Origin of the sequence: Salicibibacter cibi (genome assembly GCF_016495865.1) — a bacterium.
GTDB lineage: Bacteria > Bacillota > Bacilli > Bacillales > Marinococcaceae > Salicibibacter > Salicibibacter cibi.
The window spans coordinates 3,284,197-3,308,792 of the sequence record NZ_CP054706.1; the positions used below are offsets into that span (position 1 = coordinate 3,284,197).

At 45.9% G+C, this 24,596-nt stretch carries 27 protein-coding genes; 6 read left to right on the plus strand and 21 right to left on the minus strand.

Going from position 1 to position 24,596, the window contains the following annotated elements; genetic code table 11:
- Positions 1-213: 213 nt before the first annotated feature.
- From dapF to HUG20_RS16340, 3 genes are all read right to left on the minus strand, one after another.
- Positions 214-1,065 (minus strand): diaminopimelate epimerase, encoded by an 852-nt coding sequence (gene dapF, locus HUG20_RS16330; protein WP_200090553.1) that lies wholly within the window; start codon positions 1,063-1,065, stop codon positions 214-216.
- 28 nt (positions 1,066-1,093) lie between these two features.
- Positions 1,094-1,333, minus strand: coding sequence for a hypothetical protein (locus HUG20_RS16335; protein ID WP_200085750.1), 240 nt, complete (start codon positions 1,331-1,333; stop codon positions 1,094-1,096).
- 224 nt (positions 1,334-1,557) lie between these two features.
- A complete protein-coding gene (locus HUG20_RS16340; RefSeq protein WP_114372651.1) occupies positions 1,558-1,794 on the minus strand; it encodes a YuzB family protein in 237 nt (78 codons plus the stop codon).
- A gap of 812 nt (positions 1,795-2,606) precedes the next feature.
- Here HUG20_RS16340 and HUG20_RS16345 point away from each other — a divergent pair.
- Positions 2,607-3,689 (plus strand): NAD(P)/FAD-dependent oxidoreductase, encoded by a 1,083-nt coding sequence (locus HUG20_RS16345; RefSeq protein WP_200085751.1) that lies wholly within the window; start codon positions 2,607-2,609, stop codon positions 3,687-3,689.
- A gap of 33 nt (positions 3,690-3,722) precedes the next feature.
- On the opposite strand, the gene HUG20_RS16350 is transcribed toward HUG20_RS16345, so the two are convergent.
- Positions 3,723-4,025 (minus strand): DUF1462 family protein, encoded by a 303-nt coding sequence (locus HUG20_RS16350; protein ID WP_200085752.1) that lies wholly within the window; start codon positions 4,023-4,025, stop codon positions 3,723-3,725.
- Positions 4,026-4,245: 220 nt separating this feature from the next.
- On the opposite strand from HUG20_RS16350, the gene HUG20_RS16355 reads away from it, so the two are divergent.
- On the plus strand, positions 4,246-4,488 hold the full coding sequence (locus tag HUG20_RS16355) for a NifU family protein (RefSeq protein ID WP_200085753.1): 243 nt from the start codon (positions 4,246-4,248) through the stop codon (positions 4,486-4,488).
- Between the two features lie 39 nt (positions 4,489-4,527).
- On the opposite strand, the gene thrB is transcribed toward HUG20_RS16355, so the two are convergent.
- The 4 genes from thrB to yutH all read right to left on the minus strand — a co-directional run bounded on the left by thrB (position 4,528) and on the right by yutH (position 9,015).
- Positions 4,528-5,451, minus strand: coding sequence for a homoserine kinase (gene thrB, locus HUG20_RS16360; RefSeq protein WP_246476451.1), 924 nt, complete (start codon positions 5,449-5,451; stop codon positions 4,528-4,530).
- Positions 5,444-6,520: a threonine synthase gene (gene thrC, locus HUG20_RS16365; RefSeq protein ID WP_200085754.1), complete on the minus strand. Its 1,077-nt coding sequence runs from the start codon at positions 6,518-6,520 to the stop codon at positions 5,444-5,446. Before thrC ends, thrB begins: the two co-directional genes overlap by 8 nt.
- Positions 6,486-7,820 (minus strand): homoserine dehydrogenase, encoded by a 1,335-nt coding sequence (locus HUG20_RS16370; RefSeq protein WP_200085755.1) that lies wholly within the window; start codon positions 7,818-7,820, stop codon positions 6,486-6,488. The genes thrC and HUG20_RS16370 overlap by 35 nt, the downstream gene beginning before the upstream one ends.
- A gap of 181 nt (positions 7,821-8,001) precedes the next feature.
- Entirely contained in the window at positions 8,002-9,015 is a 1,014-nt protein-coding gene (gene yutH / locus HUG20_RS16375; RefSeq protein ID WP_200085756.1) for a spore coat putative kinase YutH, read from the minus strand.
- A 115-nt stretch (positions 9,016-9,130) separates the two neighbouring features.
- Here yutH and HUG20_RS16380 point away from each other — a divergent pair, with 115 nt between their 5' ends.
- Positions 9,131-9,613, plus strand: coding sequence for a phosphatidylglycerophosphatase A family protein (locus HUG20_RS16380; RefSeq protein WP_200085757.1), 483 nt, complete (start codon positions 9,131-9,133; stop codon positions 9,611-9,613).
- 9 nt (positions 9,614-9,622) lie between these two features.
- Here the strand turns inward: HUG20_RS16380 and HUG20_RS16385 are convergent, their stop codons facing one another.
- Positions 9,623-10,405 carry a TIGR01457 family HAD-type hydrolase gene (locus HUG20_RS16385; RefSeq protein WP_246476452.1) on the minus strand — a complete coding sequence of 261 codons (783 nt, stop codon included), beginning with the start codon at positions 10,403-10,405 and terminating at the stop codon, positions 9,623-9,625.
- Positions 10,405-10,851: a DUF86 domain-containing protein gene (locus tag HUG20_RS16390; protein WP_200085758.1), complete on the minus strand. Its 447-nt coding sequence runs from the start codon at positions 10,849-10,851 to the stop codon at positions 10,405-10,407. The genes HUG20_RS16385 and HUG20_RS16390 overlap by 1 nt, the downstream gene beginning before the upstream one ends.
- A 306-nt stretch (positions 10,852-11,157) precedes the next feature.
- On the opposite strand from HUG20_RS16390, the gene glpX reads away from it, so the two are divergent.
- Both glpX and HUG20_RS16400 read left to right on the plus strand, forming a co-directional pair.
- Complete coding sequence (gene glpX, locus HUG20_RS16395) at positions 11,158-12,144, plus strand: class II fructose-bisphosphatase (RefSeq protein ID WP_200085759.1); 987 nt, start codon at positions 11,158-11,160, stop codon at positions 12,142-12,144.
- 53 nt (positions 12,145-12,197) lie between these two features.
- A complete protein-coding gene (locus tag HUG20_RS16400) occupies positions 12,198-12,476 on the plus strand; it encodes a hypothetical protein (protein ID WP_200085760.1) in 279 nt (92 codons plus the stop codon).
- An 85-nt stretch (positions 12,477-12,561) separates the two neighbouring features.
- Here the strand turns inward: HUG20_RS16400 and HUG20_RS16405 are convergent, their stop codons facing one another.
- The 3 genes from HUG20_RS16405 to lipA form a co-directional block, all read right to left on the minus strand.
- A complete protein-coding gene (locus HUG20_RS16405) occupies positions 12,562-13,623 on the minus strand; it encodes a tetraprenyl-beta-curcumene synthase family protein (RefSeq protein ID WP_200090556.1) in 1,062 nt (353 codons plus the stop codon).
- 179 nt (positions 13,624-13,802) lie between these two features.
- A complete protein-coding gene (locus HUG20_RS16410) occupies positions 13,803-14,075 on the minus strand; it encodes a YutD family protein (RefSeq protein ID WP_200085761.1) in 273 nt (90 codons plus the stop codon).
- Positions 14,076-14,090: 15 nt separating this feature from the next.
- A complete protein-coding gene (gene lipA / locus HUG20_RS16415) occupies positions 14,091-15,011 on the minus strand; it encodes a lipoyl synthase (protein ID WP_200085762.1) in 921 nt (306 codons plus the stop codon).
- A gap of 209 nt (positions 15,012-15,220) precedes the next feature.
- Between lipA and HUG20_RS16420 the strand changes: the two genes are divergently transcribed.
- The gene (locus HUG20_RS16420) at positions 15,221-16,216 is read left to right on the plus strand and encodes a M23 family metallopeptidase (RefSeq protein WP_200085763.1); all 996 of its coding nucleotides are present in this window, start codon (positions 15,221-15,223) and stop codon (positions 16,214-16,216) included.
- A gap of 569 nt (positions 16,217-16,785) precedes the next feature.
- On the opposite strand, the gene HUG20_RS16425 is transcribed toward HUG20_RS16420, so the two are convergent.
- The 8 genes from HUG20_RS16425 to HUG20_RS16455 form a co-directional block, all read right to left on the minus strand.
- On the minus strand, positions 16,786-18,141 hold the full coding sequence (locus tag HUG20_RS16425) for a sodium-dependent transporter (RefSeq protein ID WP_200085764.1): 1,356 nt from the start codon (positions 18,139-18,141) through the stop codon (positions 16,786-16,788).
- A 155-nt stretch (positions 18,142-18,296) separates the two neighbouring features.
- The gene (locus tag HUG20_RS20035; protein ID WP_425504125.1) at positions 18,297-18,383 is read right to left on the minus strand and encodes a hypothetical protein; all 87 of its coding nucleotides are present in this window, start codon (positions 18,381-18,383) and stop codon (positions 18,297-18,299) included.
- 518 nt (positions 18,384-18,901) lie between these two features.
- Positions 18,902-19,876, minus strand: a complete 975-nt coding sequence (locus HUG20_RS16430) for an Abi family protein (protein WP_200085765.1) — start codon at positions 19,874-19,876, stop codon at positions 18,902-18,904.
- Between the two features lie 69 nt (positions 19,877-19,945).
- Positions 19,946-20,806, minus strand: a complete 861-nt coding sequence (yunB, locus tag HUG20_RS16435; RefSeq protein ID WP_200085766.1) for a sporulation protein YunB — start codon at positions 20,804-20,806, stop codon at positions 19,946-19,948.
- Between the two features lie 71 nt (positions 20,807-20,877).
- A complete protein-coding gene (locus tag HUG20_RS16440; RefSeq protein WP_200085767.1) occupies positions 20,878-21,366 on the minus strand; it encodes a dihydrofolate reductase in 489 nt (162 codons plus the stop codon).
- A 13-nt stretch (positions 21,367-21,379) separates the two neighbouring features.
- On the minus strand, positions 21,380-22,336 hold the full coding sequence (locus HUG20_RS16445) for a thymidylate synthase (RefSeq protein WP_200085768.1): 957 nt from the start codon (positions 22,334-22,336) through the stop codon (positions 21,380-21,382).
- 53 nt (positions 22,337-22,389) lie between these two features.
- The gene (locus HUG20_RS16450; RefSeq protein WP_200085769.1) at positions 22,390-22,695 is read right to left on the minus strand and encodes a YunC family protein; all 306 of its coding nucleotides are present in this window, start codon (positions 22,693-22,695) and stop codon (positions 22,390-22,392) included.
- Positions 22,696-22,969: 274 nt separating this feature from the next.
- Entirely contained in the window at positions 22,970-24,370 is a 1,401-nt protein-coding gene (locus tag HUG20_RS16455) for a bifunctional metallophosphatase/5'-nucleotidase (RefSeq protein WP_200085770.1), read from the minus strand.
- Positions 24,371-24,596: the final 226 nt, after the last annotated feature.

A 24,596-nucleotide genomic window follows, 5' to 3' on the forward strand; every position in this document is an offset into this window, starting at 1 on the left:
ACAAATACCCCTCTCCCTTGATAGTCATGCAGAACCTTAAAAAATAGCATAAAAAAAGCCAGTCTACTCCCTGCGAGCAAACTGGCTTTTAACCTTAGAACCCATCCGGGCGTGGACAGGATAAGATTTTAACAGTTCTTAATCAAAAGTTTATCATTGAAAACGGTTTCCGTCAATACAGAGGGGAGGATTCATCAAACGTTTAATTAAACGTCACGCTTGGAAGTATATCCCCGTACAAACGGTGACTGCCGTCCCTTTCATCCACACATGATCATCTTTTGACGACCAATGGATCGTTAAGTCACCTCCCGGCAGGTGGACAGTAATCGCTTCGTCTTTTTTTGTCTCCCCATTCAACACAGCCGCTACAACTGCCGCGCAAGCACCGGTGCCGCACGCTTGCGTTATACCGCTGCCACGTTCCCACACGGCAAAATCTATTTCCGACGCGTTCAGTGTGGAAATAAACTCCACATTTGTACCATCCGGGAAAAGATCCGCTTTCTCTATGAGAGGACCTACCGTTTCAATCATGGCATCCGCAAGTTTATCCACGAAAAAAACAGCATGAGGATTCCCCATGGAAACGGCGGTGAATGTGTAATCGATCCCATTAATAGTTTCCGTCACACCGATGGCATTCTCCTCGAGAGCCCCGCCCTTGCCGCGCATCGGTACGTCTTTTCGTTTAAGGCGGGGGACGCCCATATCTACCGTGACTTCAGAGACCTTTCCCTCTTCATCAAGATGGACCTGGGATTCAACGATCCCTCCGAGTGTCTCAATGGAAAAATTCTCGTGCTCAACATATTGATGCTCATATGCGTATTTGGAGACGCAGCGCAAACCATTTCCGCAATTTTTTGCTTCAGAACCATCGCTGTTAAACACCCGCATTCGCACATCCGCAACGTTCGAGGGAAGAATAAGAATCAGTCCGTCCGAGCCAATGCCGGTGTAGGGATTGGCAACTTCGGACGCTAAGTTGGGCAAACGCTCTTCATTCGGAAGGGGGTCTCTGAAGCCATCTACATAAATATAGCTATTTCCAAGCCCGTGCATTTTCGTAAACTTCACCGTTGGTCCATCCTCACTTTCGCAATCGCTCCGTAGCCCAAAAATAATCGTTATCCGCCTCGGCGATCGTTAATTTATAATGGCAACAAGGCATGATGATGTCAGTTTTCACCCCATCAAATGCATCGTCTAATTGTTCTTTTTTCATATAAGTAAGCACATTTTCAGCGCCGCAATTCGGACATTCATCAAAATAAATATCATCCTGAATCCGTTCATAAGGCCATGTATTTTCGAAAGGAAGCAATTTCATCACGATTTCCTCCTTTCTGACAGTATAGCGAAATCTTCGCTGACGTCAATCATTCCGTGTCTTATTTCCCGGGAAATAGTAGGAATTTGTATCAATGCGTCTAGTTTTATATCTGCTTTTTCCTTATGAAAGAGGCATTCCCGATCACGCTTTGTAATAAACCAACGGAATATAAAGGCACGCATGTTCAGGAATTCCCACTCTGAACACACGTGCCTTCATTTCTATATCATGCCTTCTTCTTCAAGAAACGCATAAATATTGGCGAGCAGATCATCACTATCTGCGCCGGTAATCACTTCACCGTCCACAAGTGCGTAGTCATTTTCGGCACAAGTCGTGCAAAATCCGAGACATCCATATTCGACGACTTCCAAGCCCGGATCTTTTTCTAATGCTTCCAGCACAGGATGGGTTCCGCTAGCCAAGTTACTGACACAGAACTCGACAATGGGAAACATTTCTCTCACCTTTCCTGTTCAAACTCCCATCAACTTGTATGACTCATTCCATTGTTATGGTAGCTTCTTTCCGTTTCACCGTCAATCGAACAGGCTTACACCAAAACGGTCTCATCAAAAATCCAAATATAAGCAGTGCGTCCGGTGCTTCTCGTTTCCGAGAAAGACGCACCTTACTTCGATCAATAAATTGTTGCACTTTGACTTTACCCTACTTAGGGATTGTTGAACAACTTGCAGCTATCAGCTGAAGCCGGGATGCCAGAAGTGCAAGGTTTTTTTGCTTATAGGATGGATTTCCTTGCATCCAGCTTTGACAACACCAACGAAAAATGCTTATGTGCCAGTTTTTTTTCGTTATTCAGCAGTCCCTACTTACACCGAACTTGCACCGTTTCTTCTACACCCATTCACCGCAGTGTATGGAAATCAAAATAATCGAAACTATTTACCTCCATCTGAAACGTTTATTACAACCCCGGTGTATTATTTCACCTATCAGGAATGCATTGGCACTCCACATCGTACCCCGAACCCTCGTTTTTTCCCCTTCATAGGTATGTTAAGATCGCTTAAAAGGAACTGTTGTGTCAAGGTGCCGTGAATAACTATATCCATCCAAACCTTTCTACCCTTTTCTTCACAACACTCTTTCTTTTTTCGTAAGTGCACGCGATTGTTGTCTTCTATCCACTTAATCGTTATAATTTAAAGAGTGTGTTCATGAACGTCTCATATCAGTACATTTGCTTTTGGGTATATTTTGTAACACTAAGCGAACTCGTGCATTTTTACCAAAGGAGTCCTTAAGCATGCGAAAACTTGTAATAGTAGGCGGCGGCTACGGCGGGATGAAAGTCATGCAACAATTGAGCACTAAAGATTTGCCCCACGACTACGAGATTATCCTTGTAGATAAACTGCCCTATCACTGCTTTAAAACCGAATATTATGCGTTAGCTGCAGGCACCGAATCGGATCATGAAATCCGTGTACCTTTTCCAAAACATGTTCGCCACCAATTCGGGACAGTGCAAAACATTGATCTCGCAGAGAAAAAAATAAGTATAACTACCGATCAAGCGAAGAGTGAAGTTCTGGAGTACGATAAAATCGTGATCGGTCTCGGGGCAACAGACAAGTATCATGGCGTTCCGGGTGCGAAAGAACATACATTTAGCATCCAAAGCATGGAAAATACCCGTCGTACATATGAAGCCATCAGCAATCTTCCTCCCCATTCCAGTGTTTCCGTTGTCGGGGCGGGTTTGTCAGGGGTAGAATTAGCTGCCGAGTTACGGGAAAGCAGGCATGACCTTAACATCCGTCTTTTTGACCGCGGGGAAACGATTTTGCCGATGTTCCCAAGGCGGCTGAGTACATACGTAACTTCTTGGTTTCAAAAACATGACGTAGAAATCGTTAGCAATTCCGACATTACACGTGTTTCTGCCGATGCGCTCTACAACCATGACGAGCGAATCAAAGCAGATGCAGTGATCTGGACCGCCGGTGTACAACCCTCTAACGTCACCCGCGAATTGGACGTTGAAAAAGACGATAAAAAACAAATTATCCTCACCAAGCATCATCATATTCCGGATTATCCCGATGCCTTTGTCGTTGGAGACTGTGCGAGCCTTCCCCACGCCCCAAGCGCACAACTTGCGGAAAAACAGGGCGAGCAAATTGTTGACATCCTGAAACTGCAATGGAAAGGTGAAAAACTTCCGGACACAATGCCTGACTTAAAATTGAAAGGCACGCTTGGATCTCTTGGAAAGAAAAAAGGATTCGGCACGATGATGGGAGAAAAGGCTGCCGTCACCGGACGTGTTGCCCGCCTCTTAAAAAGTGGTGTTTTATGGATGTACAAGTACCATTCCGGTGTTTAATACAGCAGCTTACCTCTGGGAGGTGAGCTGCTTTTATTTCGCCAAATGATCGATTTTTGAGTATATATCCTTCAATTTCGGATTCCCTTCGGCAACAACATCTCCATTAATGGCAACCAACGGGTACATTCGATCATCTTCAATAATTTGGTAAGCAAATTCTTCATGCCCTGCTTTCGGATCCTCAATGTCAATATATTCAAAAGCCAAGGCTTGGTTCTCATATTTCCTGTTGAGCAACGCCTCCAACCAATCTTTCGTTTCCAAAGCCGAGGGTAAATTCACACAACTTGCACATTTTTTCTCAGCACCGTATACGGTAATGGTGATTGACATATCCATGCCCCCTTCCTTATAATCATTGTACAACGATTTAGGATAAAGTGAAACTCAGGCAGATTGTTTTCAGCAAGCGAAGCTTCATCTTCAGATTTCTGACCTCTGGCTTCTGAAATCTGATCTTTGGAATAAGCACTTTTTCCATAAAGATAAGTCCCCATCATAGATTTTTAACGTTCTGGGTATTATAATAGGTGTTAAGAAAGGAGTGTTTGCAATGACAGAAGCTGTAGGAGACATCACTGGCCAAGTACGGGAAGTACTCGAAAAACTTCGTCCATTCCTTCTTCGGGACGGCGGCGACGTCGAACTGGTCGAAGTGGAAGATGGCATTGTAAAACTACGTTTAATGGGTGCGTGCGGCACTTGCCCATCCTCAACGATTACATTAAAAGCCGGAATTGAACGGGCACTCACAGAAGAGGTTCCCGGTGTCACGGAAATCGAACAGGTCTTTTAGACTTTATGTAAAAAAGCTCCGACAGTGTCGGAGCTTTTTTTAAAGTGAAGCGACGGATTTTTCGGTAGCACCATAGACCTCAACGCCGGCGGTTGCCGGATGGGCCGCTTCTACATGATATTGGACATAATCCGTCTGTATCGCGGCCGCAATTTCCTTTCCACGCCCCAAAGGAGCCAGACATAATACCGTTGGTCCTGCCCCACTTAAAGCAGCTCCGTAAACACCATAATGTTTAACATCTCGGAGAGCTTCAAAAAGGCCGGGAATTAACGAGCCCCGATATGGATGATGGTAACGGTCATCGCCCATCATTTCCCCGACGAGGGACCAGTTTCCGGTTAACAAGGCGGCCACAAGCACATTCCCACATGCGCCCGCCTTTACTGCGTCCCGATACTTTAACGTTTCCGGCAACACTTGCCTGGCTTCCGATGTGAGCAATTCATCACCGGGTATCATTAAAACAAGATCCACGTTCGGATTCGACTGCTCAACGATCCGCGTCTTGCTATCGGTGTGCATCCCAATGGTCAAACCGCCATACAGGCAAGCGCCCACGTTGTCCGGATGTCCTTCCAAAATGCTTGCAAAACGTAGCTTTTCTTCTTTTGCCAAATCCAGCTCCAACAGACGATCAGCAAGTTCAATCGCCGCGATAATGGCAGCAGCACTGCTGCCAAGTCCGCGTGCCAAAGGGATGTCTGACGTCATATGGATGTGGCATGGGGGGAGCGCCTTTTTTCTCGTTGCTGCCATTGCACGCGCTACTTGGTAAACCATGTTCCCCTTCCCTGTCGGGATCCCTTCAAGCTGAGAGGAAGAAGTTGTGAACATCCAACTATCTGCGTCATACACCTCTAATGTCAAGTAGCGATCGACGGCCAAGCCGACCGAATCAAACCCCGGCCCAAGGTTTGCGGAACTGGCCGGCACATGGATCGTCATTCGCTTTTCATCCATGAGATCCCGCCCCCTCTTTCTGTTGCAAATGGGAAAGAAACGCTCCGGTTTCATTCGGGATTCGAATCGGGGCTATATCATTCGTGTCAAGTGCGGTCGACGGGTCTTTCAGGCCATTGCCCGTGAGCACACAAGCGACCGTGCTTCCTTTTTTAATCTCCCCGGTTGCGATTTTTTTCTGCAAACCTGCGAGCGAAGCACAGGAAGCGGGTTCCGCGAAAACACCTTCGGTTTTTGCGAGGCCGCGATAAGCAGCAACAATTTCCTTATCCGTAACGGCATCAAACCCTCCGCCCGCTTGCTTCACCGATTCGAGCGCTGCCGACCAACTGGCGGGGTTGCCAATCCGTATCGCCGTCGCCAACGTCTCCGGATCCCGAACCGCTTTATTTTGCACAATCGCAGCTGCCCCTTCTGCTTCAAAGCCGAACAATTGAGGTTGGCCGGTGCCATTAGCTTCATCGTATTCCTTAAATCCCTTCCCGTAAGAAGTGATATTTCCCGCATTCCCAACCGGGATGCACAACACATCCGGCGCTTTGCCCAGTGCGTCACAGATCTCAAATGCGCCTGTTTTTTGTCCTTCGACCCGGTAAGGGTTGACGGAATTGACGAGCGTAACATCTTCTTTTTCGCTTACATCGCGAACCATGTCCAATGCCTGGTCAAAATTCCCTTCGATTTCAAATACTTCCGCCCCGTACATGCTTGCTTGCGCCAACTTCCCGAGCGCAACTTTTCCTTTCGGTATCACAACGATCGTACGTAACCCCGCGCGGGTTCCGTAGGCCGCGGCCGCCGCAGATGTGTTGCCTGTCGAGGCGCAAATGATGGCTTTGCTTCCCGCTTGTTTCGCTTTTGCAACCGCCATTACCATGCCGCGGTCTTTAAAAGACCCGGTTGGATTTACACCTTCGGTTTTCACATATATATTTACCCCCCATTCTTCCGACAATGCCGGAAGATGGATCAAAGGCGTATCCCCCTCGTGCAGAGTAAGCATTGGCGTCGCCGATGTCACCGGCAGATAGTTTTTATACGAGTGCAAGATCCCTTTGTTCGGGGACATCAGCTTCTCCTCCTTCTACGCGATAACGGCTTTTTACCGTCTCAACGACGTCCAGGTTCTCTATATCGTTGATAATTTGTTCAAAGTTCGTACGGCTTGTTTCGTGGGTGACCATGACGACTTCCGCCAATTCTTCCGATTCCATTGGCAGCTGGATGAGTTTTTCAAAACTTACTTTGTTCGACGTGAAAACGGAAGTGAGTGATTTAAACGCTCCCGCTACATCGCGGACATGAAGACGAATGAAATATTTTGCGCGGATGTCTTCTTCTTTTTTCAAAACGGTTTCCGATTTGTCTGCCACGTTCACCTGTGTCGCGGCCCCCAAACGAATCTGGCGGATAACACTCATCACATCGGAAACAACCGCTGTAGCGGTAGGGAGCGAACCCGCGCCCGGCCCATAAAACATCGTCTCTCCGACCGCTTCCCCGTAGACGTAAACGGCATTGTATTCATCGTGAACAGAAGCAAGGGGATGGTCTTCCGGAATAAACACAGGCTCCACAGACACCTCGATCCCTTCTTCATTTCTGTGGGCAATCCCGATCAATTTTAACGTATATCCCAATTGTTGGCCGAAATCAATATCTTCGGCAGTGACTGCGTTCATCCCTTTAAGGTAAACGTCATCCAGCCGGACGGAAGCAGAAAAACCCAGCCGTGCCAAAATCACCATTTTTCTGGCCGCATCCAATCCTTCCAGGTCAGCAGTAGGATCACTTTCGGCAAAGCCTTGATCCTTCGCCTGTTGCAACGCTTCATCATAGCCAAGTTCTTCTTTCGTCATCTTCGTGAGCATATAATTCGTCGTGCCGTTTACAATCCCAATCATTTTCGTAATTCGGTCCGATGCCAATCCTTCCGTTAGTGACCGCAAAATCGGGATGCCTCCGGCAACGCTGGCTTCGTAAAGAAATTCCGCGTTATTCTCTTCGGCCAGGCTCAAGAGCTCATCCCCATGCAGCGCAATTAAATCTTTATTTGCACTTACGATATGCTTTTTGTTTCTTAATGCCTTTTCAATGTATTGTTTGGCTTCATCGATCCCGCCCATCACTTCAATGACAAGATCGATGTTCGGATCATCCAGCACATCCTCCGCCTTTGTTGTTACCATTTCTTTGTTGACGTTCTCGCCGCGTTGTTTTTCCAAATCACGAACGAGCACCTTCCGAACGGATACGTCCGTGGCGCCCGTCTTTGCGATCAATTCTTTTTTATGATGGTTTAGTATATGAATAATTCCGTTTCCTACCGTTCCGAGTCCTAATAACCCGATTTCGATGTTATTTTTCATCAATATCTACCCCTTTACCCACACCGTTGTTATTTGTTTATCCGTGAAAAACAAATGTCTTTTTACTACGGACATTATAGTTGTTCTTTGCAAAAATAACAAGGGAAAATCCTTTATTCAAACGTTTTTACATAAAAAAATTTAGAAACGGCAACGAATAAACGGAAAAGATGATCCGCCCTTAGTAAATGAATGCACGGTCTCTCATAAACCAATGGCCTTCCGATGCTCCCGGGAGTGTATCGAGCAAACATTGCGACATACGTTTCATGTACCGTTCCTCACGTTCCAATAACTGTTCAAATTGTGCTTCTTCCACTTCCGAACGACCTTCATTTGTTCCTTCATTCAAATAGTGTTCTTCCATCAGTTCCACATAAGTTAACGGGAATAACAACCTTGCTCCAACGAGCGCCCACATTTGGGGCTGTATCGATTGGCCGCGGGTGTACGCTTCCAGAAACTCCGTCGCTAAGGCTAAATCATCTTGTTCATAACAATGGCGGAGGCACTCTCCTACATCCCGGGCAGGATGATCGTAAACAAATGACAAAGGAAGTTTCACTTGCGTTCGATTTTCATCGGCAACCATCCAAGCTCCCGGCTTGAATCGCGTATGGTTCACCGTGCCAAGGTATGGAGACAGGGTATGCTCGTGCCCCTCCTCGACGAGCCATTGCATAGCCGTTTCCGCCCTTCCGAGATAATAGGGAAACGTGTACAAAAATTGTTGGTCAAAAGCCGTCTTTTGGAATCGTTGATCAACAGTTCGATGATATGCTTCCAATTGCTCGATTCTCGTTTCCCAAAAGTCAAGCCAGTGTCCATATAAATGCAGGTCATTCACCTCGGGAACCCATCCCTTTCCCGATTCATGCATCATTGCCAACGTCTCTCCTTCGGATAAACCTGAGCGGTCCTCTTCCTCGGGAAATTGAAAAAGGAGCTGTTGCACCCCATCGACACGGGTCACTGCGTTGCCGCCCATATCAGTCACTAGTTCGGCAATTTGGGGAACCCCCTTGACTTTCAACCGTTCTGCCCATTCCAATTGTACCCATAAGTGATCATGCCGGCGCAACGAAGGCATAAGGACATAATATCGATTGCCTGACCGAAACCCTTCGTATTGACCAAATTGATACTTTTCGTCACAATAAAGTCCATATTGGTCATAAATATTTTTTTCAAACATTCCAGGCACCCCCATCTTCCTATCAGTGTATGGCAAATGGGGGCGATCTAGTCATCGCAGTTCCTTGCCAAGAAACGTTGAATAAAATATTGAAGACAGGAAGGGAGAAAATAAAATGATATCAACGGAGATAGCTATCCATACGTTGGAGGAGAGAGGCGTTACCATTAAAGATATCGCCGAACTCGTCTATGAATTGCAATCCCCTTACATCCATGACTTAACAAAAGATACGTGTGCAGCCAACATCAAAGCCGTGCTTGGTAAGCGCGAGGTGCAAAACGCTTTATTAACAGGAATCGAACTTGACCGCCTTGCCGAAGAAAAAAAATTGAGTTCCCCGCTTCAGGAAATCATCGCTGCAGATGAGGGGCTATACGGCATCGATGAAATCATTGCTTTGGCCATCGTAAACGTATATGGTTCAATCGGGCTCACCAATTTCGGTTATGTCGATAAAATAAAGCCGGGAATCATCGCCGAACTTAACGATCATGAACAAACGAAGTGCCACACGTTTCTCGATGATATCGTGGGCGCGATCGCGGCAGCTGCTTCCAGCCGCCTTGCCCATTCCAGCAAAGGCGTTGAGGGTTAAGCTTCACCTTTATCGTTCGAGCAGCGAGGCGTCCAGTTTCTCAATGGAAAACGTAGGCTTTTCCTCTTTTCCGGCAAGTGCTGCAGCTCTCGTTACCCCGGTATCCACATGCAACGTTGGAACGCCGGCTTGAAGGCCCGCAAGCATGTCCGTATCATAGTTGTCACCGATGAGCAGTGTTTCGGCTTTTGTGGTTTTTAAGATGGATAATGATTGTTCTACGATCCACTGCTCCGGTTTCCCGACAAACGTCGGTGCGGAGTCGCTCGCTTTTGCAATCGCGGCCACTATTGACCCATTCCCCGGCATATAGCCATTTTCCGTTGGAATGGCATTATCTGCATTGGTGGCGAGCAACGTCGCGCCATTAAGAAGGGCAGTCTGTGCTTTTGCCAGTTTGTCATAGGTGAAGAATCGATCAATCCCGGCAATCACAACATGGGGGTTACGGTCCGTAAAATGCACTCCAATCTCTTCCAACGCGCGGACAAGTCCCCGTGACCCAATCACATAGGCACGTACGGGCCAATGCCAATGTTCACGCACGTAAGCAGCCATGGCCAGACTGCTCGTATAGATATGCCCGGAAGTCGACGGCACATTCATTCGCTTGAGCTTTTCAGCGATTTCTGCCGGTGTTCGGGAGGAATTGTTCGTCAAAAATACATAGGGGATTTGCCGATCGACAAGGGCATGCACAAAAGCGGCACTTTCCTCTATAACCTCTTTTCCCTTATAGATCGTTCCGTCCAAATCAATGATAAATCCTCGATAAGATGCTAACATGCCCATCACCTTTCATCCGGCAAAAATGCTGATACCGGTCCAAGCTCTTCCTCTAAATAAACCCGTACCGCATTCGGAAAATGTTCCATCTCCCGTTGATGCGCCCGTATTGTTGCCTCTATCTCCTCATGATTGACATTCAGGTAATCGTTCACGAGCGTTTTTCGCCAACGGAGCACGCTTTGTAATGCGTTTGCCGTTTGTTTCCCGATCACTTGCTCATCCTCAAGAATATCTATAATATCGCTATACCCTCCGGGGTCTCTCATAATAAAACCGTCAATCATTTGATTGCCAACATCAATCATCGCTTCCAACCAACAATGGGCCATGCGTTCCAGCGCCATTTTTTCCAAGGGCTCGACCCATTCGTTTTGGTCGCGAAATGTCTTCAACAATTTTTCCATATATTGGAGCCGTTTTTCAAGCAACGTCCGGTCGACGAAATACATACCGATTCACCTCTTACCATTATTATGCCTAGTTTAACACAATGTCGAACCGTGAAAAGGAAACATTTCAAAGCCACTATCAATAGTGTTAGGATGAAGTGAAGTTTCCACTAGAGCGAGTTATTTTCACCCCTCTCTGGATAAGAGATGCTGGTCGCCCGCATAGACGGAAGTCGGATTTCAGATTCCAGAGGTCGGAAAAGGTTTTTTCAGGATCTTCCGATTTCCGGCTTCTGATCACTGACTTCCGAAACAGCGGGCGCTTACCACCGGGATAAAAGGTGATCAAAATGGAGGAGATTAGATATGGAGCGAGAATTAGCGTTGGAATTGGTTCGCGTCACCGAGGCGGCCGCACTGGCAAGTGCCCAATGGCTTGGACGCGGCCAAAAAAACGAAGCGGATGATGCGGCAACAACCGCGATGCAATCGATGTTCCGATCCATCCATTGCGATGGGACGGTCGTTATCGGAGAAGGAGAAATGGACGAAGCACCCATGCTCTATATTGGTGAAAAAGTGGGGAACGGGCAGGGCCCGGAAGTGGACATAGCCGTCGATCCATTGGAAGGGACGAGCATTGTGGCCAAGGGACATCCGAACGCGATGGCGGTCATTGCCATTGGGGATAAAGGAACACTTTTGCACGCGCCGGACATGTACATGGAGAAAATCGTCGTCGGTCCCGAGGCGGCCGGACACATACATTTGGATGATCCCATCGAAACTTCCATTGGAACCGTCGCCAAAATGATGAACAAACGGGTACGTGATGTAACGGTTATGATTCAGGAACGGGCACGTCACGAAGCACTCATCGAACGCGTTCGCCAGAAAGGTGCTCGGGTACAGCTTTTCGGCGACGGAGACGTAAGTGCATGCCTGGCAACCGCGACCACCGGTACCGGGGTCGATCTGTTTATCGGAACGGGAGGGGCTGCCGAAGGCGTGATATCAGCCGCAGCCGTGAAAGCACTCGCAGGCGACATGCAAGCGCGCCTTGCTCCCCGAGAGGAAGAAGAAACAAGACGGTGTAAAGAAATGGGCATCGAAGACCCGAACGCTCCTTTACAGCTAAACGAGCTTGTTCGTGGAGACGATGCTATCTTCGCAGCAACCGGCGTTTCTACGGGAGAGCTGCTCAACGGCGTTCGTTTTCTCGGGGATGATATTGCCGAGACAGACTCCATCGTCATGCGGGCAAAGACGCGCACCGTCCGCTCCGTAAACGCCCGTCATCATTTGCAACACAAGCCATCGTTTCCAAGAATTGAACCGATGGGCGATGAATAGTCCAGCTGCTCCCCGACCATAGTATTACAAACGGGCTTTAGGGAGTGAAAATAATGGTGGAAAAAAAGAACAAACAGAGATATCGTGACTTTGAATCGGTGGAATCACAAGAAAATGAACAAACGGCAGAAGAATTAACGGAAGGCTCCTATGGATCACCCTTCAAGGGAACACTCGGCAAATCTTCCCCATGGAAACCCGAACAACATATGATCTCCGCGTTTACGTATGAAAACCGCGAATTGCACGCAGGAGGCGGCCGCCTTTTTCCAAATACTCAAACCCACAAGGTCCACTCTAGCGAAGACGATGATAACGACGCTCATCGTTAGAAAACTTGGCTTTTCGCCAAGCTTGAGCCCTCACCAAATCCGGTGAGGCTATTTTATTCAGGAAAAGACGTTACATCTCAGACGCTCAAGACGGTTGCTTGGCCACTTTGCCCCGGTTTAAATAAAAGAAAGCCGTCGGCAATCCGCCAAAACGGATAAACCGTTTTGCCGTTCTTTTCAATTCCTTATTTTCCTGCACTTTTTTATCCGAAAGATACAAGGCGGGCAGCCCTTTGGTAACCATCTGGTGAAATTTTGCGTCCGGCAGTTTCTGAACGCTGTGCTCGGCATGCTCTTTAATATACCGAAAACGTTTCACCATTTGTTCTTCGCTCTCATAGTAAAAAACAAAGTTCAAGTCCCCTTCTTGCCGATCCTCTACTTGATCGATAAAATAATCGAGCATAATATGGAGACCTTGAACCCAAGGAAAATAGGCATCCTTGATTTCTTCCACTTCTTGAGCGATCATTTTCCGCTTGGAAGCATAAGCGGAAAGGCAAAATATCCCGAGCGTGGATCCGGCACAAGCGGAAAATTCATACCAAGTCATGGGTGGGAATTCCTGCTTATGTCCTGCAAACCAATCTTCTAATTTTTCCTCCCGCTTGCTTTCATCAATATGTTTGTAAACTTGCAAGTCACAATAAACAGCGGATAAGTCCCGCATGGCAGCCTGCGCATCCATAAATCCGGGCAGCTTTTCCAAAACATTCTGGCACGTCATAACGAGGGAAGCTAAGTATCCGCCATCCTCCTGCTCATCACGAAACTCATAATAGTTATCCGGCGTTTCTCCCGGTGTTAAGGCATGGTACATGGAACGATGCAGGGAGCGAAAATCCCGTTCTTCCAAAGATGTGCTTCGATCGCAAAGGTTGTCCAGATAATCACTGATCGTCTGATAAGCGACGATAAAACGTATCACATCGCGACGGCGGGCATCAGTAGCCACTAATCCAAAAATTGTGCCGCCTTCACAGTGGAAGGTTTTTGCCTTAATACTCGCCAGCGCTTGCTCCCGCAATTCCGCATTCGGAATTTCATCGGCTTTTTTCGTCCATTCATTTAAAAACTCATGCGCAACAGGAAGTGTCTCCTGTTTAATTTTATATAACAATGTCCACGGTTTTGTCGGCACCTTCACCATTAACACCCCTTCTACGCACTAAGTCTGATCATCTTCTACGTATAGCATACCTAACAACAAATAAGTGGGCAAGGACAAAATCAGCTGACTATTATGAATCTCTAGTCATTGAAATGATTAAAGATCGACAGGCGCCCAAACGGTTTAAAAACCACCAGCACAAACGCTGATGGTTTTTATGTGACTTTTTTCACGATAAAATATGGGCAACCGAAATTACAGTATTCATACAGGTAGTCATAGATGGTGCTTACTTTGGCGTCAACGCTTGCTTTTTTGTTGTTGTCATGAAAAAAACCGCGAAGACGCAACTGCTCATGTCCCCAGTCGCCAACAATGTAGTCATACTTATCAAGGATTTCGCTATATCGCTTTAAAAAAGCCTCTTCATCCCAACCGGACTTTGATTCTTCGACGAGCTCAAACCGTTGATGATGGGTTTGGACCATCAAGCATCACCTCGCTCACACAGATGCCTCGTTGCCTTGGTATTTGGCGGCTTCTTGCCATACCTGTGCTTTATTAACCTGTTCATCGGCGTGATAAGAAGAACGAACGAGGGGTCCTGCCTCACAATGACGGAACCCTTTTTGCATAGCAATTTCTTTAAACCGCGCAAATTCCTCGGGTGTGTAGTATTTTTGCACATCCAAATGTTTCTTCGTCGGCTGCAAATATTGTCCGATCGTCATAATATCCACATCGTGGGCACGCAAATCATCCATGACTTCTTCGATTTCTTCGGGCGTTTCCCCGAGGCCGATCATAAGACTTGATTTCGTCGGAATATCGGGATGCAATTCCTTGGAATAGCGAAGAAATTCCAAAGAACGATCATACGTCGCGCGTGCACGAACTTTCTTCGTTAAGCGCCGGACCGTTTCAATATTGTGGTTCAATATATTCGGGCGAGCCTCCATGAGCGTTTGTAAATTGTCGTGCAACCCCATCATATCCGAAGGCAATACTTCAATCGTCGTAAGCGGATTGCGGCGACGGACGGCGCGAACTGTTTCTGCGTACACCCGTGAACCTCCGTCTTTAAGGTCATCACGGGCAACAGCCGTAATAACGACGTGTTTCAAGCCCATTTGTTCCACGGACTCGGCAACTCGTTCCGGCTCGCCCCAATCAAGTTCATTGGGAAGTCCGGTTTTCACCGCACAAAATCGGCACCCGCGCGTGCATACATCCCCGAGGATCATAAATGTGGCCGTTTTTCTTACTGCCCAGCATTCATGAATATTTGGACAGCGCGCTTCTTCACAGACCGTATGTAATTTCTTTTCGCGCATCATCTTCTTAAGGCCTTTATAGGATTCATTTGTATTTAATTTTATTTTTAGCCAATCCGGTTTGCGAACATGCGCTTCTTTTTTCCCCATTTGATCACATCCTTTCCCTTTACTTTAACACACCGCCGGTACGGTTCCAAATGTAACAGATGGTGGATATTCCCTATAAAAGACAACATTGGCGCTTATAATTCTGCGAAATTGTTGCAAGTTAAAAGAAAGCCGCTGATCGAATGGAACAACTGAGATTGTCCATTTACACTTTCGCACTCGAAAACGCCAGAGAGAGGAGAAGTGCAATGAACAAACGAACGCTACCCCTCCTTTTACTCGTTATCAGCTTTTCACTAACATTTTTACCGGAAATGGATGCCGCTGAAGATAGGGATACCGTTGACGTTGATCATGAGCGGATGATGATTTACAAAGAAATGGATGGAATCACCCATGTTCCCTGGTATTGGCTTGCGGCCATCGATGCGCATGAACGCGGATTGAATGTAGCCCGTAACGATCGAAGCAAAAACGAAGGTCTGATTGATATCTACTATTCCCCGCGTGACTGGGTAGGAGCATTAAATCCGGATCTTGAAGATAATGACGCGGCGCGTATCAGCGTATTTGGCGGTGTTGGTCTTGACGGAGATGATGATGGAGAAGCAAATCGCCAAGAAGATCGGGATGTCCTGTACACAATGGCACGGCAAATTTCTACTTATGGTTATGATGATGAGAACATTCGCATCGCATTATGGGAGCATTATCAACGCGATCAAGCTGTTCGTATTATTAGTGGCCATGCGCAACTTTTCAAGGAATACGGAACGATTGCTTTGGATGAAACAGCTTTTCCCGTTCCTCTCGAATATAATTACACGTACCATAGTACATGGGGCGACACGCGAGGATGGGGAGGCAAAAGAATTCATGAAGGAACGGATATTTTTGCGGGCCATAGCACCCCCGTGCGGGCAACGAAGTACGGGGTCGTTGAATTAAAAGGGTGGAACACCTACGGCGGTTGGCGGATCGGCATTCGTGATTTAGATAATGTGTATCATTATTACGCCCATCTCAGCAGCTTTGCAGAAGGCATTGATGAAGGTAGCATTGTTGAGCCCGGGATGGAAATCGGAAAGGTCGGAAGCTCCGGCTATGGAAAACCCGGAACGGAAGGAAAATTTCCGCCCCACCTCCACTATGGGCTTTATCGGGACAACGGGTATTCCGAATGGTCGTTTGACCCGTTTCCATTCTTGAACTCCTGGGAAAAGAAAGAGCGGCAAAAGAATTGACCAATTTGGATACGGGAGAAAATGGTTGGCGTTGACTGGGCAACAATGACACCATGAAAGTTCCTACGCCTGATTATGATGGCGTCAAAAATGAAAAGACAATGGCTTTCGTTCACCATATATTTCCATGAAATTACGCGTGCCCTGCTCAGAAGAAAACCACGTCAAATGACGGCCAATCACCGAATTTGAACATTGACAGATGAAGACACATGTCCATCATTTTGCTTTAACGGAAAAAAGGACGATAAATGTCATTAGATTTTAAACTGTCATGGCTGGGATTTATGATTTTGGCATTGGCACTAAGGCATTCATGAGGACCGAAAAAGCCATTGGTTCTCGCCTTCGGGAACCATGACCGCTTCATGGCGCCCGTGGAAGCCGGACTCGATCAAGTTCGGGCGCTATGGACTCGCATTAGAAAACTTGGCTTTCGCCAAGCTTTGATGGCCGAAAGCCTTAGTTACACTTATACAGGTAAGAAAGGTGATTTCTACTTTCTTACCTGCCAAAAAACATCCGCCGTGATATTGTTTATCACGGCGGATGTTTTCTATCTTTGTTTGCTATGCTTCGATACCGAAAAAGTTCGCAAGGAGAATAACGATGATCATGAGCGGCGCGACAAACCGGATCAAGAAAAGCCATGTCTTTGCCACAGCCTCATTTTTAAAGTCCGCTTCTTCAAACGCCGCTTTGCTTTTCCATCCCCAGCCGACGAAAAGAACAACAATTAAACCGCCAATCGGAAGGAAATAGCTATCAGTAAGAACATCGATAAAATCAAGGAATGGCAGACCGGCGATTGTGAAATCACTGAGCGGGCCGCCTTGGCTCAACGTTGAAGGAATCCCCAATAGTGTGATCAAACCCCCGACAATAAGCACCGCTTTTTTTCTGGTTAATTTCACTTGCCGTATCGCAAACGATATGCTGACTTCCGCCAATGAAATGGCCGAAGACAATCCGGCGATAAAAACAAGGAAGAAGAAAAATACGGCAAAGAATGTTCCGCCTGCCGCCATCTGATTAAACACTTCCGGCAAGACGACAAAGATTAACGCCGGCCCTTGATCCGTATCGGCGCCTATCGTAAATACAGCTGTAAAAATCACCACTGCGACCAAAATCGCGAACAGCGTGTCCAGAAGCACGATGCCCGTTGCAGTGCTCGGCAAACGGTTGCCTGTTTGTTTTGAGAGATAACCGCCATATGTGACCATAATCCCCATTCCCAGGGATAGCGTAAAAAACGCCTGGCCGATAGCTGCCAGATAAAGGGAAGGATCGCCTAATGCGCTCCAGTCGGGAACGAACAAAAATGACATACCCTCTCCTGCGCCATCCAATGTTAGCCCGTATCCTGCCAAAATCAAAAGGACAACGGCAAGCAAGGGCATGAAAATTTTACTGCTAAGTTCAATCCCTTTTTGAACCCCGAAATACAAAATACCAACAATAATAGCCATTACAATCAATTGCCAAATCACGGGGAGGATTGCATCTCCGGTGAACCCGCCGAAATATTCTTCGACTCCCCCGGTCTCCACTTGCTGTATGCTTCCCGTTAAATAACTGAACATGTAATACAAAACCCAACCGGTAATAACAGCGTAAAATGAGACAATTAAAAAGGACGTGATAACGCCCAGCCAACCGCCAATGACCCATGGTTTAGCAGGTGCGGTTTTGGAAAATGAGCCAACGGCATCAAGTTGCCCCCGTTTCCCAATGGAAAACTCCGCAATCATTGTAGGCAAACCGATAATGAAAATACAGACGAGGTACACGATTAAAAAAGAAGCGCCCCCATACTCCCCGGCGATGTAGGGGAAACGCCATATGTTCCCCAGACCGACGGCCGAGCCTACAGCTGCTAGCATGAAACCGACACGCGTCGCCCATTGTTCTCTCCCTTGCATCGAAAGACCTCCTCAAAAAGGAATATTTATAAAATTATAATTAAAATATGTTCAAATGTCAAAAATATGAATGCTTTTTGTTAAGGACTTTAGACATTTTTCATATTGGTTTGTTGTCATCAACTTTTCCTGCTTCGTTTTCTATAATTTACGTTCTATAATTGATTTAGCAAATTCGTGATTTTTTCTTTTAATAGTGGCATCTCGTTTTCAACCGCATTCCAAACGATATCGTTATCCACCCCAAAATATTCGTGCGTCTCTGATTCCTGCCATTTTTCGCTAAGGCATGTGTGAATGTTGCTCTCAAAAAGCCTTTTGAAACACGTTTTGTAGCTTTTCCAATGATCTCTAAATTACGAATCACCGCATCTTGGATTCACTTTGAACGAAATAAGTTCCCCACTCCATTCGGAAGATACAATTGAACCTCTACAACTAAATTGAAGATTTTGATGGGGCATTCCTTATCTTAAATACGACTCAATATCTCGTAGTTCCCTTCGGGAACTACTGCACCAGATGAAATTATTTCTTAAAATTCCGATTATTTCATTTATAATTTTATACTTTTAAAGCATTTCAATGTTTTCAAACATCATCGGCACTTTTATGTATCCATGGAGATGCAACCTATTCGTTCTTGTAAAATTAAAAGAGAACCAGACGCATCCAGTCCCCTTAAGTGTATGCCGAAGCAATACACCGCGATTATTATATATTATGTTATCACAACATGAATTATTCGTAAAGAGTAAGATTAAACAAACACTCTTAACTTCCCTAGCTTTGTTTTCATGTCTGAGCCCATAATTGAGGTATGAGCGTTAACCGGAATAGCATTACGCAATTTTTCTGATTCCATACTAAACTGCTTGATCACTTTTCTTATCTCTGCTTTTGAAACGCCTAAATTCTTCAATAAAAAAATGGTTACCACAAGATAATCTATTATATTCTCGAAAGTGATTCCTGAGATATTTGTTTCATTCTCAATATATCCTTTTAATCTAGCTGGAGGACTTGTTTTTTGAAACCGACAATCAAATATAACAGAATTGTGAGCGACTGAATTTCGTAATTCTTTGATCAGAAATATCATATCTTCAACGATTCTTCCATTTTGATTATAATTTGTAGAATGCACATTTAAATCCTGTGCAATTGTCTTTCGAACTTCCTCATTTAAACACATGACAAAGAATCCAAAGTCACCAAAGTTAATGATCTCAAAAATTGCCCATAAAGGAATAGGTTTATTTGTATGAAAGAAGTGCTCAATTACATCACGCTTATTATTATAATGATAAGCGATACTATTGTTAACGGCATTACGAAGGTCTAGCTTCCTTTTTACAGCTTTCCTGTATTTTGAACTACCTACATCATGTTTTTTATAATCATTTAATAGCTGTCGATAAATATAATCAAAATCAGCCTGCCCATAACCGATCAAAGTATCGAGCGTATGGTTTTTTAAAGCAGTTTCTATAAACATAATATGTGGATAAAATAATGTTTTCAGTTGGACATCGAATTGATAAATCGCAACAATTTCATCAAAATCAGTATATGGAATTCTGTCATTTGATTTTTTTATAAACCGATAACCTTTATAACCGTGATAATAACCCATATTTAAAAGATCTTTCTTATTTTTACTTCCCTCAATCGATATTCCATGAACGTCCCTTAAATGTTTCATCAAACCATTTGTTCTTTTCCCGTAAACCATACAACAACCCCTGTAAAAATTTAAGAATAACAACTGGTTCCAAGTATAGAATTTTAAAAAACCTTATAATCACGGAACATTTGCTTCGTCCTCCTCATCGGAAGGCGTTTCCTCGATTTCGGCATCCGGGTCCTGCATCTCCACCCCTTCTTCATCTCCGCTCGGGGTTATGGCCGGAATCGGCATTCCGCCGCCTTCACCATAATAATCGGGCACATCTCCGGGCACGAACACCATCCCTACCGGAACGAATGTGGTTGCCGTTTCTTGTTCCGTACCAAACGGGATCACGACACGGATATCCATTTCAATGGAAAGGCCGATACGCAACCATGTATTATTAATGCCAACATTTTCTATCCGTTCTTCCATGTCCACATGGGGATCACCGACGGCAGAAAAGCTGACCGGCACCTGTGGGCCAAGCTGTGCAAGCAAAGCGTTATTTGTCGCCATACCGAGCGGAATATTGTAAATCCCGCCGTCTTCCACACGACCAACCCCCGCGTCCTCAATCTCCGCTTCCAATTCACTAGGGAGTTCCCCTTCCGTCATCCCCGATTCCACTTCTTGCAAATAGGAATGAATGAGATCGATCGCATCTTCAAGGACTTGATTATAGATAGATGCATCAAAAGCCAAAGATGAAATATCGCCGTCTTCCGTCGTTTCCATCAACACAAGCTCATCCAGATGTTCCTGATCCGTCAAATCCCGTGATACTGCTTGATTGATCGCTTGCGTTGAGATCCTCTGCGTTTCGATAGTAGCAATCGTCATTAAAGCCGGTCGAACATGTTGGTCAATGAAATAGAGCCCTTGTGCCGTTAAAAAAATAAAAATCACAAATGAAATAAGCAAAACATAGCGAAAAGGGAGCGGACCGCCCCTGCGCTGTTTTTTTCCATTGCTCGGCAATTTTAAAGCCATACTTCCCCCTCCCCTGCTATATACATATGCAACAGAGGACGGGTTAACCTTATTTATTGTTTACGATTGTATTAATTCCTGCGTTCAAAAATCTGAAACCAATAGTCATACGGGTTTTTATCATTTTTTATCCCTTTTTCTTGCCATATAAGCTCCCAGTCATTTTGAGCAAACGCGGGGAAAAAACGATCCACCTCAAACGATTCATCAATATAAGTAACGTAAAGCCGATCCACAAACGGAAAAGCTTGTTCGTACACGCGACTCCCGCCGAGAATGACCCATTCTTCATCTGCCCGGTCATTTTCTGAAATAACCGTTTCAATCGCATGCACCGTTTCGATGCCTTCAACTTCGAAATCTTTTTGCGTCGTTAAAACGATGTTCCTACGCTTCGGCAATGGCCTCCCAATCGCTTCAAATGTAGCTCTTCCCATCACAATCGTCTTGCCGACTGTATTTTTTTTTAAAAAAGAAAGATCTGCCGGCAAATGCCAAGGCATTGCATTGTTTTTTCCAATTCCACGGTCCCGGTCGTGGGCAACCATCATGGATAACATCGGACTTCCCCCTTTATACTGCGATTGGTGCGCGAATCGCCGAATGTGGCTCGTAATCTTTTAACGTAATGTCATCTGCCTCCAGGTCGAAAATCGATTGTGGCCGGCCGGAAACAGAAACAGTCGGCAATGTGCGCGGCTCGCGTGAAATTTGGGTTCGCGCTTGCTCGAGATGGTTTTGATAAAGGTGGGCATCTCCCAACGTATGGACGAATGTGCCGACGGCAAGCCCGCATTCTCGGGCGATTAACTGGGTGAGAAGCGCGTAACTCGCAATGTTGAATGGAACGCCTAAAAACATGTCTGCGCTCCGCTGATATAGCTGACAGGAAAGTTTCCCGTCTGCCACATAGAATTGAAATAATGTATGGCAAGGTGGAAGAGCCATCGTTGGAACGTCTTCGGGATTCCAGGCGGAAACGATCAGACGCCGGGAATCAGGATTCTTTTTAATCATCTCGATCACATCTGCAAGTTGATCAATCATTTCTCCTCTCGACGTTTTCCAAGTGCGCCACTGACGGCCGTAGATATTGCCCAGATCGCCATGCTTTTCGGCAAAAGCATGTTCATTGAGGATGCGTTGTTTAAACGTGTTCATTTCTTTTTCATAGCGCCTACGAAATTCATCATCCTGCAAAGAACGGCGGCCGAAATCCGTCATATCCGGCCCTTGGTAATCATCACTTTCCACATAACGTTGGAACGCCCACTCATTCCAAATATTATTATTATGCTTTAGTAAGTATCGAATGTTGGTGTCCCCTTTTATAAACCACAACAGTTCACTTTTAATTAACGAAAAAGGAACGCGTTTTGTCGTGATCAACGGAAAGCCTTCGCTCAAGTCGAATCGCATTTGACGGCCAAAGGTCGAACGCGTGCCTGTGCCTGTCCGATCCATTTTGTGATCCCCGTTTTCAAGAATATCCGTGAGAAGATCGAGGTATTGCTGTTCACTTCGACTCATCCTATTTTTCCTCCTTGAATGAATGCTCCCGTGCAAAGCACGGAAGCATTCGATCATTCCTGCATCCTTAACAAAGCTTCACGACCACTCATCCCTGCGTGAATGCCCCGGGCTTCAGCTGCAATCGTCACCGATTCCAAAGGAGCCTCCAACAGTTGGTCCACCGTTCGCACACCAACCGCTCGGCCCGCAACAATTTCACGATCGGCCAATTTTTCATTCAACAACTGCACATCTAAAGCGCCGCACATAATGTAACCAACATCGTTGGTCACCGCCATGAAATTCGTTTTCGGCAGTTTCATCGTCACCACCTGAAAGCCTACACCATCAATATTCACCGGTTCCATACTCAACATCGTTCAACAACCATCCTTTCTGGATACTCCCTCCAGTGTATGTGCGAATGCCATCAAATGTAAGGATGATTTAACCAAACGTTTTAGCTCTTCACCAAAATTTATGGTTGATATAAGTGGATGATTATGGTAATTATACTAGCCTAGCGGAGGAAACCCACGGAGACTCCTGTGGGAAAGCGCGGCCCACGGAAAGCGTCGTGTTTTTCCGTAGCGTTTATCATCAAATGCACCTATTTGTCAACTGTATGTTTTAGTGTTGAGACCCAACGTTTTAGACCGGATTTTCATTTTTCAAGCCCCAAGTAATGAGATCTCGGATAAATTCCGGTGTGAAGTAACGTTTATCTTTAGCTGCGGCAATCGAAGGATATAATGTACCAAAGGTTAACATATCAGCCGTAGCCACTTCATAATCTTCGTTTTCATCAATTTTCCTGTCTTTGAAATAAACCCCGTTCACTCGATAGAAGCCTGTCGTTGACTTTTCAACATCAACGTCCAACCCCGCAAACGCTAAACGGCCAAGTTTATGCCCACGAAAACCGTACCCTTTTAATGGGAGATGAATCATTTTTTCCGTAAACGATTGATGAATGGCTTCCGTAAGTTGATGCCCTTTGACATGGACGACACAAGGGTTGATCGGATGAGGGCAAAGTCGGTGCAGATCATGTTTTGTGACATTGCCTTCCCGTAACGATGCCAACAGCAAGCCCGAATGGACCATAGCGATCTCCGTCCGACACCAACTTCTTAATTGCCGGGCGAGGAATGTGGAAAAAGCGGACGGTTCGGTCCATGATACGGCAAGCGGTTCTTCCCGGTTCGCAACCACTTCATTTAGGTTTCGATCCGCTTCCGTTTGCAATTCCTGCAATTTCTTTGTGATATGCCCTGCCTTTGGGGCATCCCTTCCCAAGGATACAAGCGTTCCGGAAGCCTCGGCCATTTCTTTTTTCCCGGTGTCATACGTGAGCTGTATTTTTCCTACATGCGTGCCTAACTTACCGGCTTGTGCAATCAGCGTATCGTTAACCACAGGAGCGGGGTCTAAGCGATGGTGGGTATGCGATCCCAGAATAACATCAATATCACGGGAAGCAGCGATTTGTTCATCACGAAATAACCCCAGGTGGGAAAGGAGTACGACGATATCCGCCTGTTCCCGGATCATCGGCAATTCTTCGTCCAAAATCATAAGCGGGTCTTGGATATCCCAGCCCATTGCATAATAAAAAGGGTAAAAGGAAGCTGTCAGCCCGATCATTCCGATGACAAGGCCATGCGTTTTCACCGTCATGGCCGGCTTGGCCCATGATGGCAGCTCCCCTTGTTCATTATATAAATTGCTCAGAAGGACATCAAAATTGGCAGGCAAGTACAGATGTTCCAATGTATTTTTCGCAAATGTAACCCCTTCGTTATTCCCTATCGTTGCATATTGAATGGGAGAGGCATTAATCACATCGATATTCCCTCTCCCCAACGTCGCTTCTGTTATTGGATTCACTCGATCGGCATGATCGCCGATATCAAAAAACAAAGCATGTTCTCCACGCGATAGGTGATGCTGTTTTTGTTGTTCCAGATAATGCACGATTTTCGGCCATTGGTTCAGCTGGCTATGCAAATCGTTCGTATGATAAATGTACAGTTGTTTTTGTTCGACCATGAATTGCCATCACCGTCCCTTGCAGGCACACGATTAACCTTCCATTCACACAGACTCGGCCGGCGCGGCGCTAAAACTTAAAATAGATATCTGCAAGCTTGAAAAATGAATGCGCATTGCCTGCCGCCGGAATTAATGTTGAAGATGATAACGCAGAAACTCCTGTACATCGTGATCAAAATTGTTCGTCGCCAGTTTGACAGCGTTCATCTTCCCTTTGTCAACG

Coding starts and splice junctions, on each gene's coding strand:
- HUG20_RS16345 (WP_200085751.1), top strand. CDS start 2,607: ATGCGAAAACTTGTAATAGTAGGCGGCGGCTACGGCGGGATGAAAGTC.
- HUG20_RS16340 (WP_114372651.1), bottom strand. CDS start 1,794: ATGTTTCCCATTGTCGAGTTCTGTGTCAGTAACTTGGCTAGCGGAACC.
- dapF (WP_200090553.1), bottom strand. CDS start 1,065: ATGCACGGGCTTGGAAATAGCTATATTTATGTAGATGGCTTCAGAGAC.
- HUG20_RS16355 (WP_200085753.1), top strand. CDS start 4,246: ATGACAGAAGCTGTAGGAGACATCACTGGCCAAGTACGGGAAGTACTC.
- HUG20_RS16380 (WP_200085757.1), top strand. CDS start 9,131: ATGATATCAACGGAGATAGCTATCCATACGTTGGAGGAGAGAGGCGTT.
- HUG20_RS16430 (WP_200085765.1), bottom strand. CDS start 19,876: ATGGTTTACGGGAAAAGAACAAATGGTTTGATGAAACATTTAAGGGAC.
- HUG20_RS16390 (WP_200085758.1), bottom strand. CDS start 10,851: ATGTATTTCGTCGACCGGACGTTGCTTGAAAAACGGCTCCAATATATG.
- HUG20_RS16350 (WP_200085752.1), bottom strand. CDS start 4,025: ATGTCAATCACCATTACCGTATACGGTGCTGAGAAAAAATGTGCAAGT.
- HUG20_RS16400 (WP_200085760.1), top strand. CDS start 12,198: ATGGTGGAAAAAAAGAACAAACAGAGATATCGTGACTTTGAATCGGTG.
- yunB (WP_200085766.1), bottom strand. CDS start 20,806: ATGGCTTTAAAATTGCCGAGCAATGGAAAAAAACAGCGCAGGGGCGGT.
- yutH (WP_200085756.1), bottom strand. CDS start 9,015: ATGTTTGAAAAAAATATTTATGACCAATATGGACTTTATTGTGACGAA.
- HUG20_RS16445 (WP_200085768.1), bottom strand. CDS start 22,336: ATGAGTCGAAGTGAACAGCAATACCTCGATCTTCTCACGGATATTCTT.
- HUG20_RS16425 (WP_200085764.1), bottom strand. CDS start 18,141: ATGCAAGGGAGAGAACAATGGGCGACGCGTGTCGGTTTCATGCTAGCA.
- HUG20_RS16420 (WP_200085763.1), top strand. CDS start 15,221: ATGAACAAACGAACGCTACCCCTCCTTTTACTCGTTATCAGCTTTTCA.
- HUG20_RS16385 (WP_246476452.1), bottom strand. CDS start 10,405: ATGGGCATGTTAGCATCTTATCGAGGATTTATCATTGATTTGGACGGA.
- thrC (WP_200085754.1), bottom strand. CDS start 6,520: ATGTCCCCGAACAAAGGGATCTTGCACTCGTATAAAAACTATCTGCCG.
- HUG20_RS16335 (WP_200085750.1), bottom strand. CDS start 1,333: ATGAAATTGCTTCCTTTCGAAAATACATGGCCTTATGAACGGATTCAG.
- HUG20_RS16410 (WP_200085761.1), bottom strand. CDS start 14,075: ATGGTCCAAACCCATCATCAACGGTTTGAGCTCGTCGAAGAATCAAAG.
- HUG20_RS16440 (WP_200085767.1), bottom strand. CDS start 21,366: ATGTTATCCATGATGGTTGCCCACGACCGGGACCGTGGAATTGGAAAA.
- HUG20_RS16370 (WP_200085755.1), bottom strand. CDS start 7,820: ATGAAAAATAACATCGAAATCGGGTTATTAGGACTCGGAACGGTAGGA.
- HUG20_RS16450 (WP_200085769.1), bottom strand. CDS start 22,695: ATGTTGAGTATGGAACCGGTGAATATTGATGGTGTAGGCTTTCAGGTG.
- glpX (WP_200085759.1), top strand. CDS start 11,158: ATGGAGCGAGAATTAGCGTTGGAATTGGTTCGCGTCACCGAGGCGGCC.
- thrB (WP_246476451.1), bottom strand. CDS start 5,451: ATGGATGAAAAGCGAATGACGATCCATGTGCCGGCCAGTTCCGCAAAC.
- lipA (WP_200085762.1), bottom strand. CDS start 15,011: ATGGGGAAAAAAGAAGCGCATGTTCGCAAACCGGATTGGCTAAAAATA.
- HUG20_RS16455 (WP_200085770.1), bottom strand. CDS start 24,370: ATGGTCGAACAAAAACAACTGTACATTTATCATACGAACGATTTGCAT.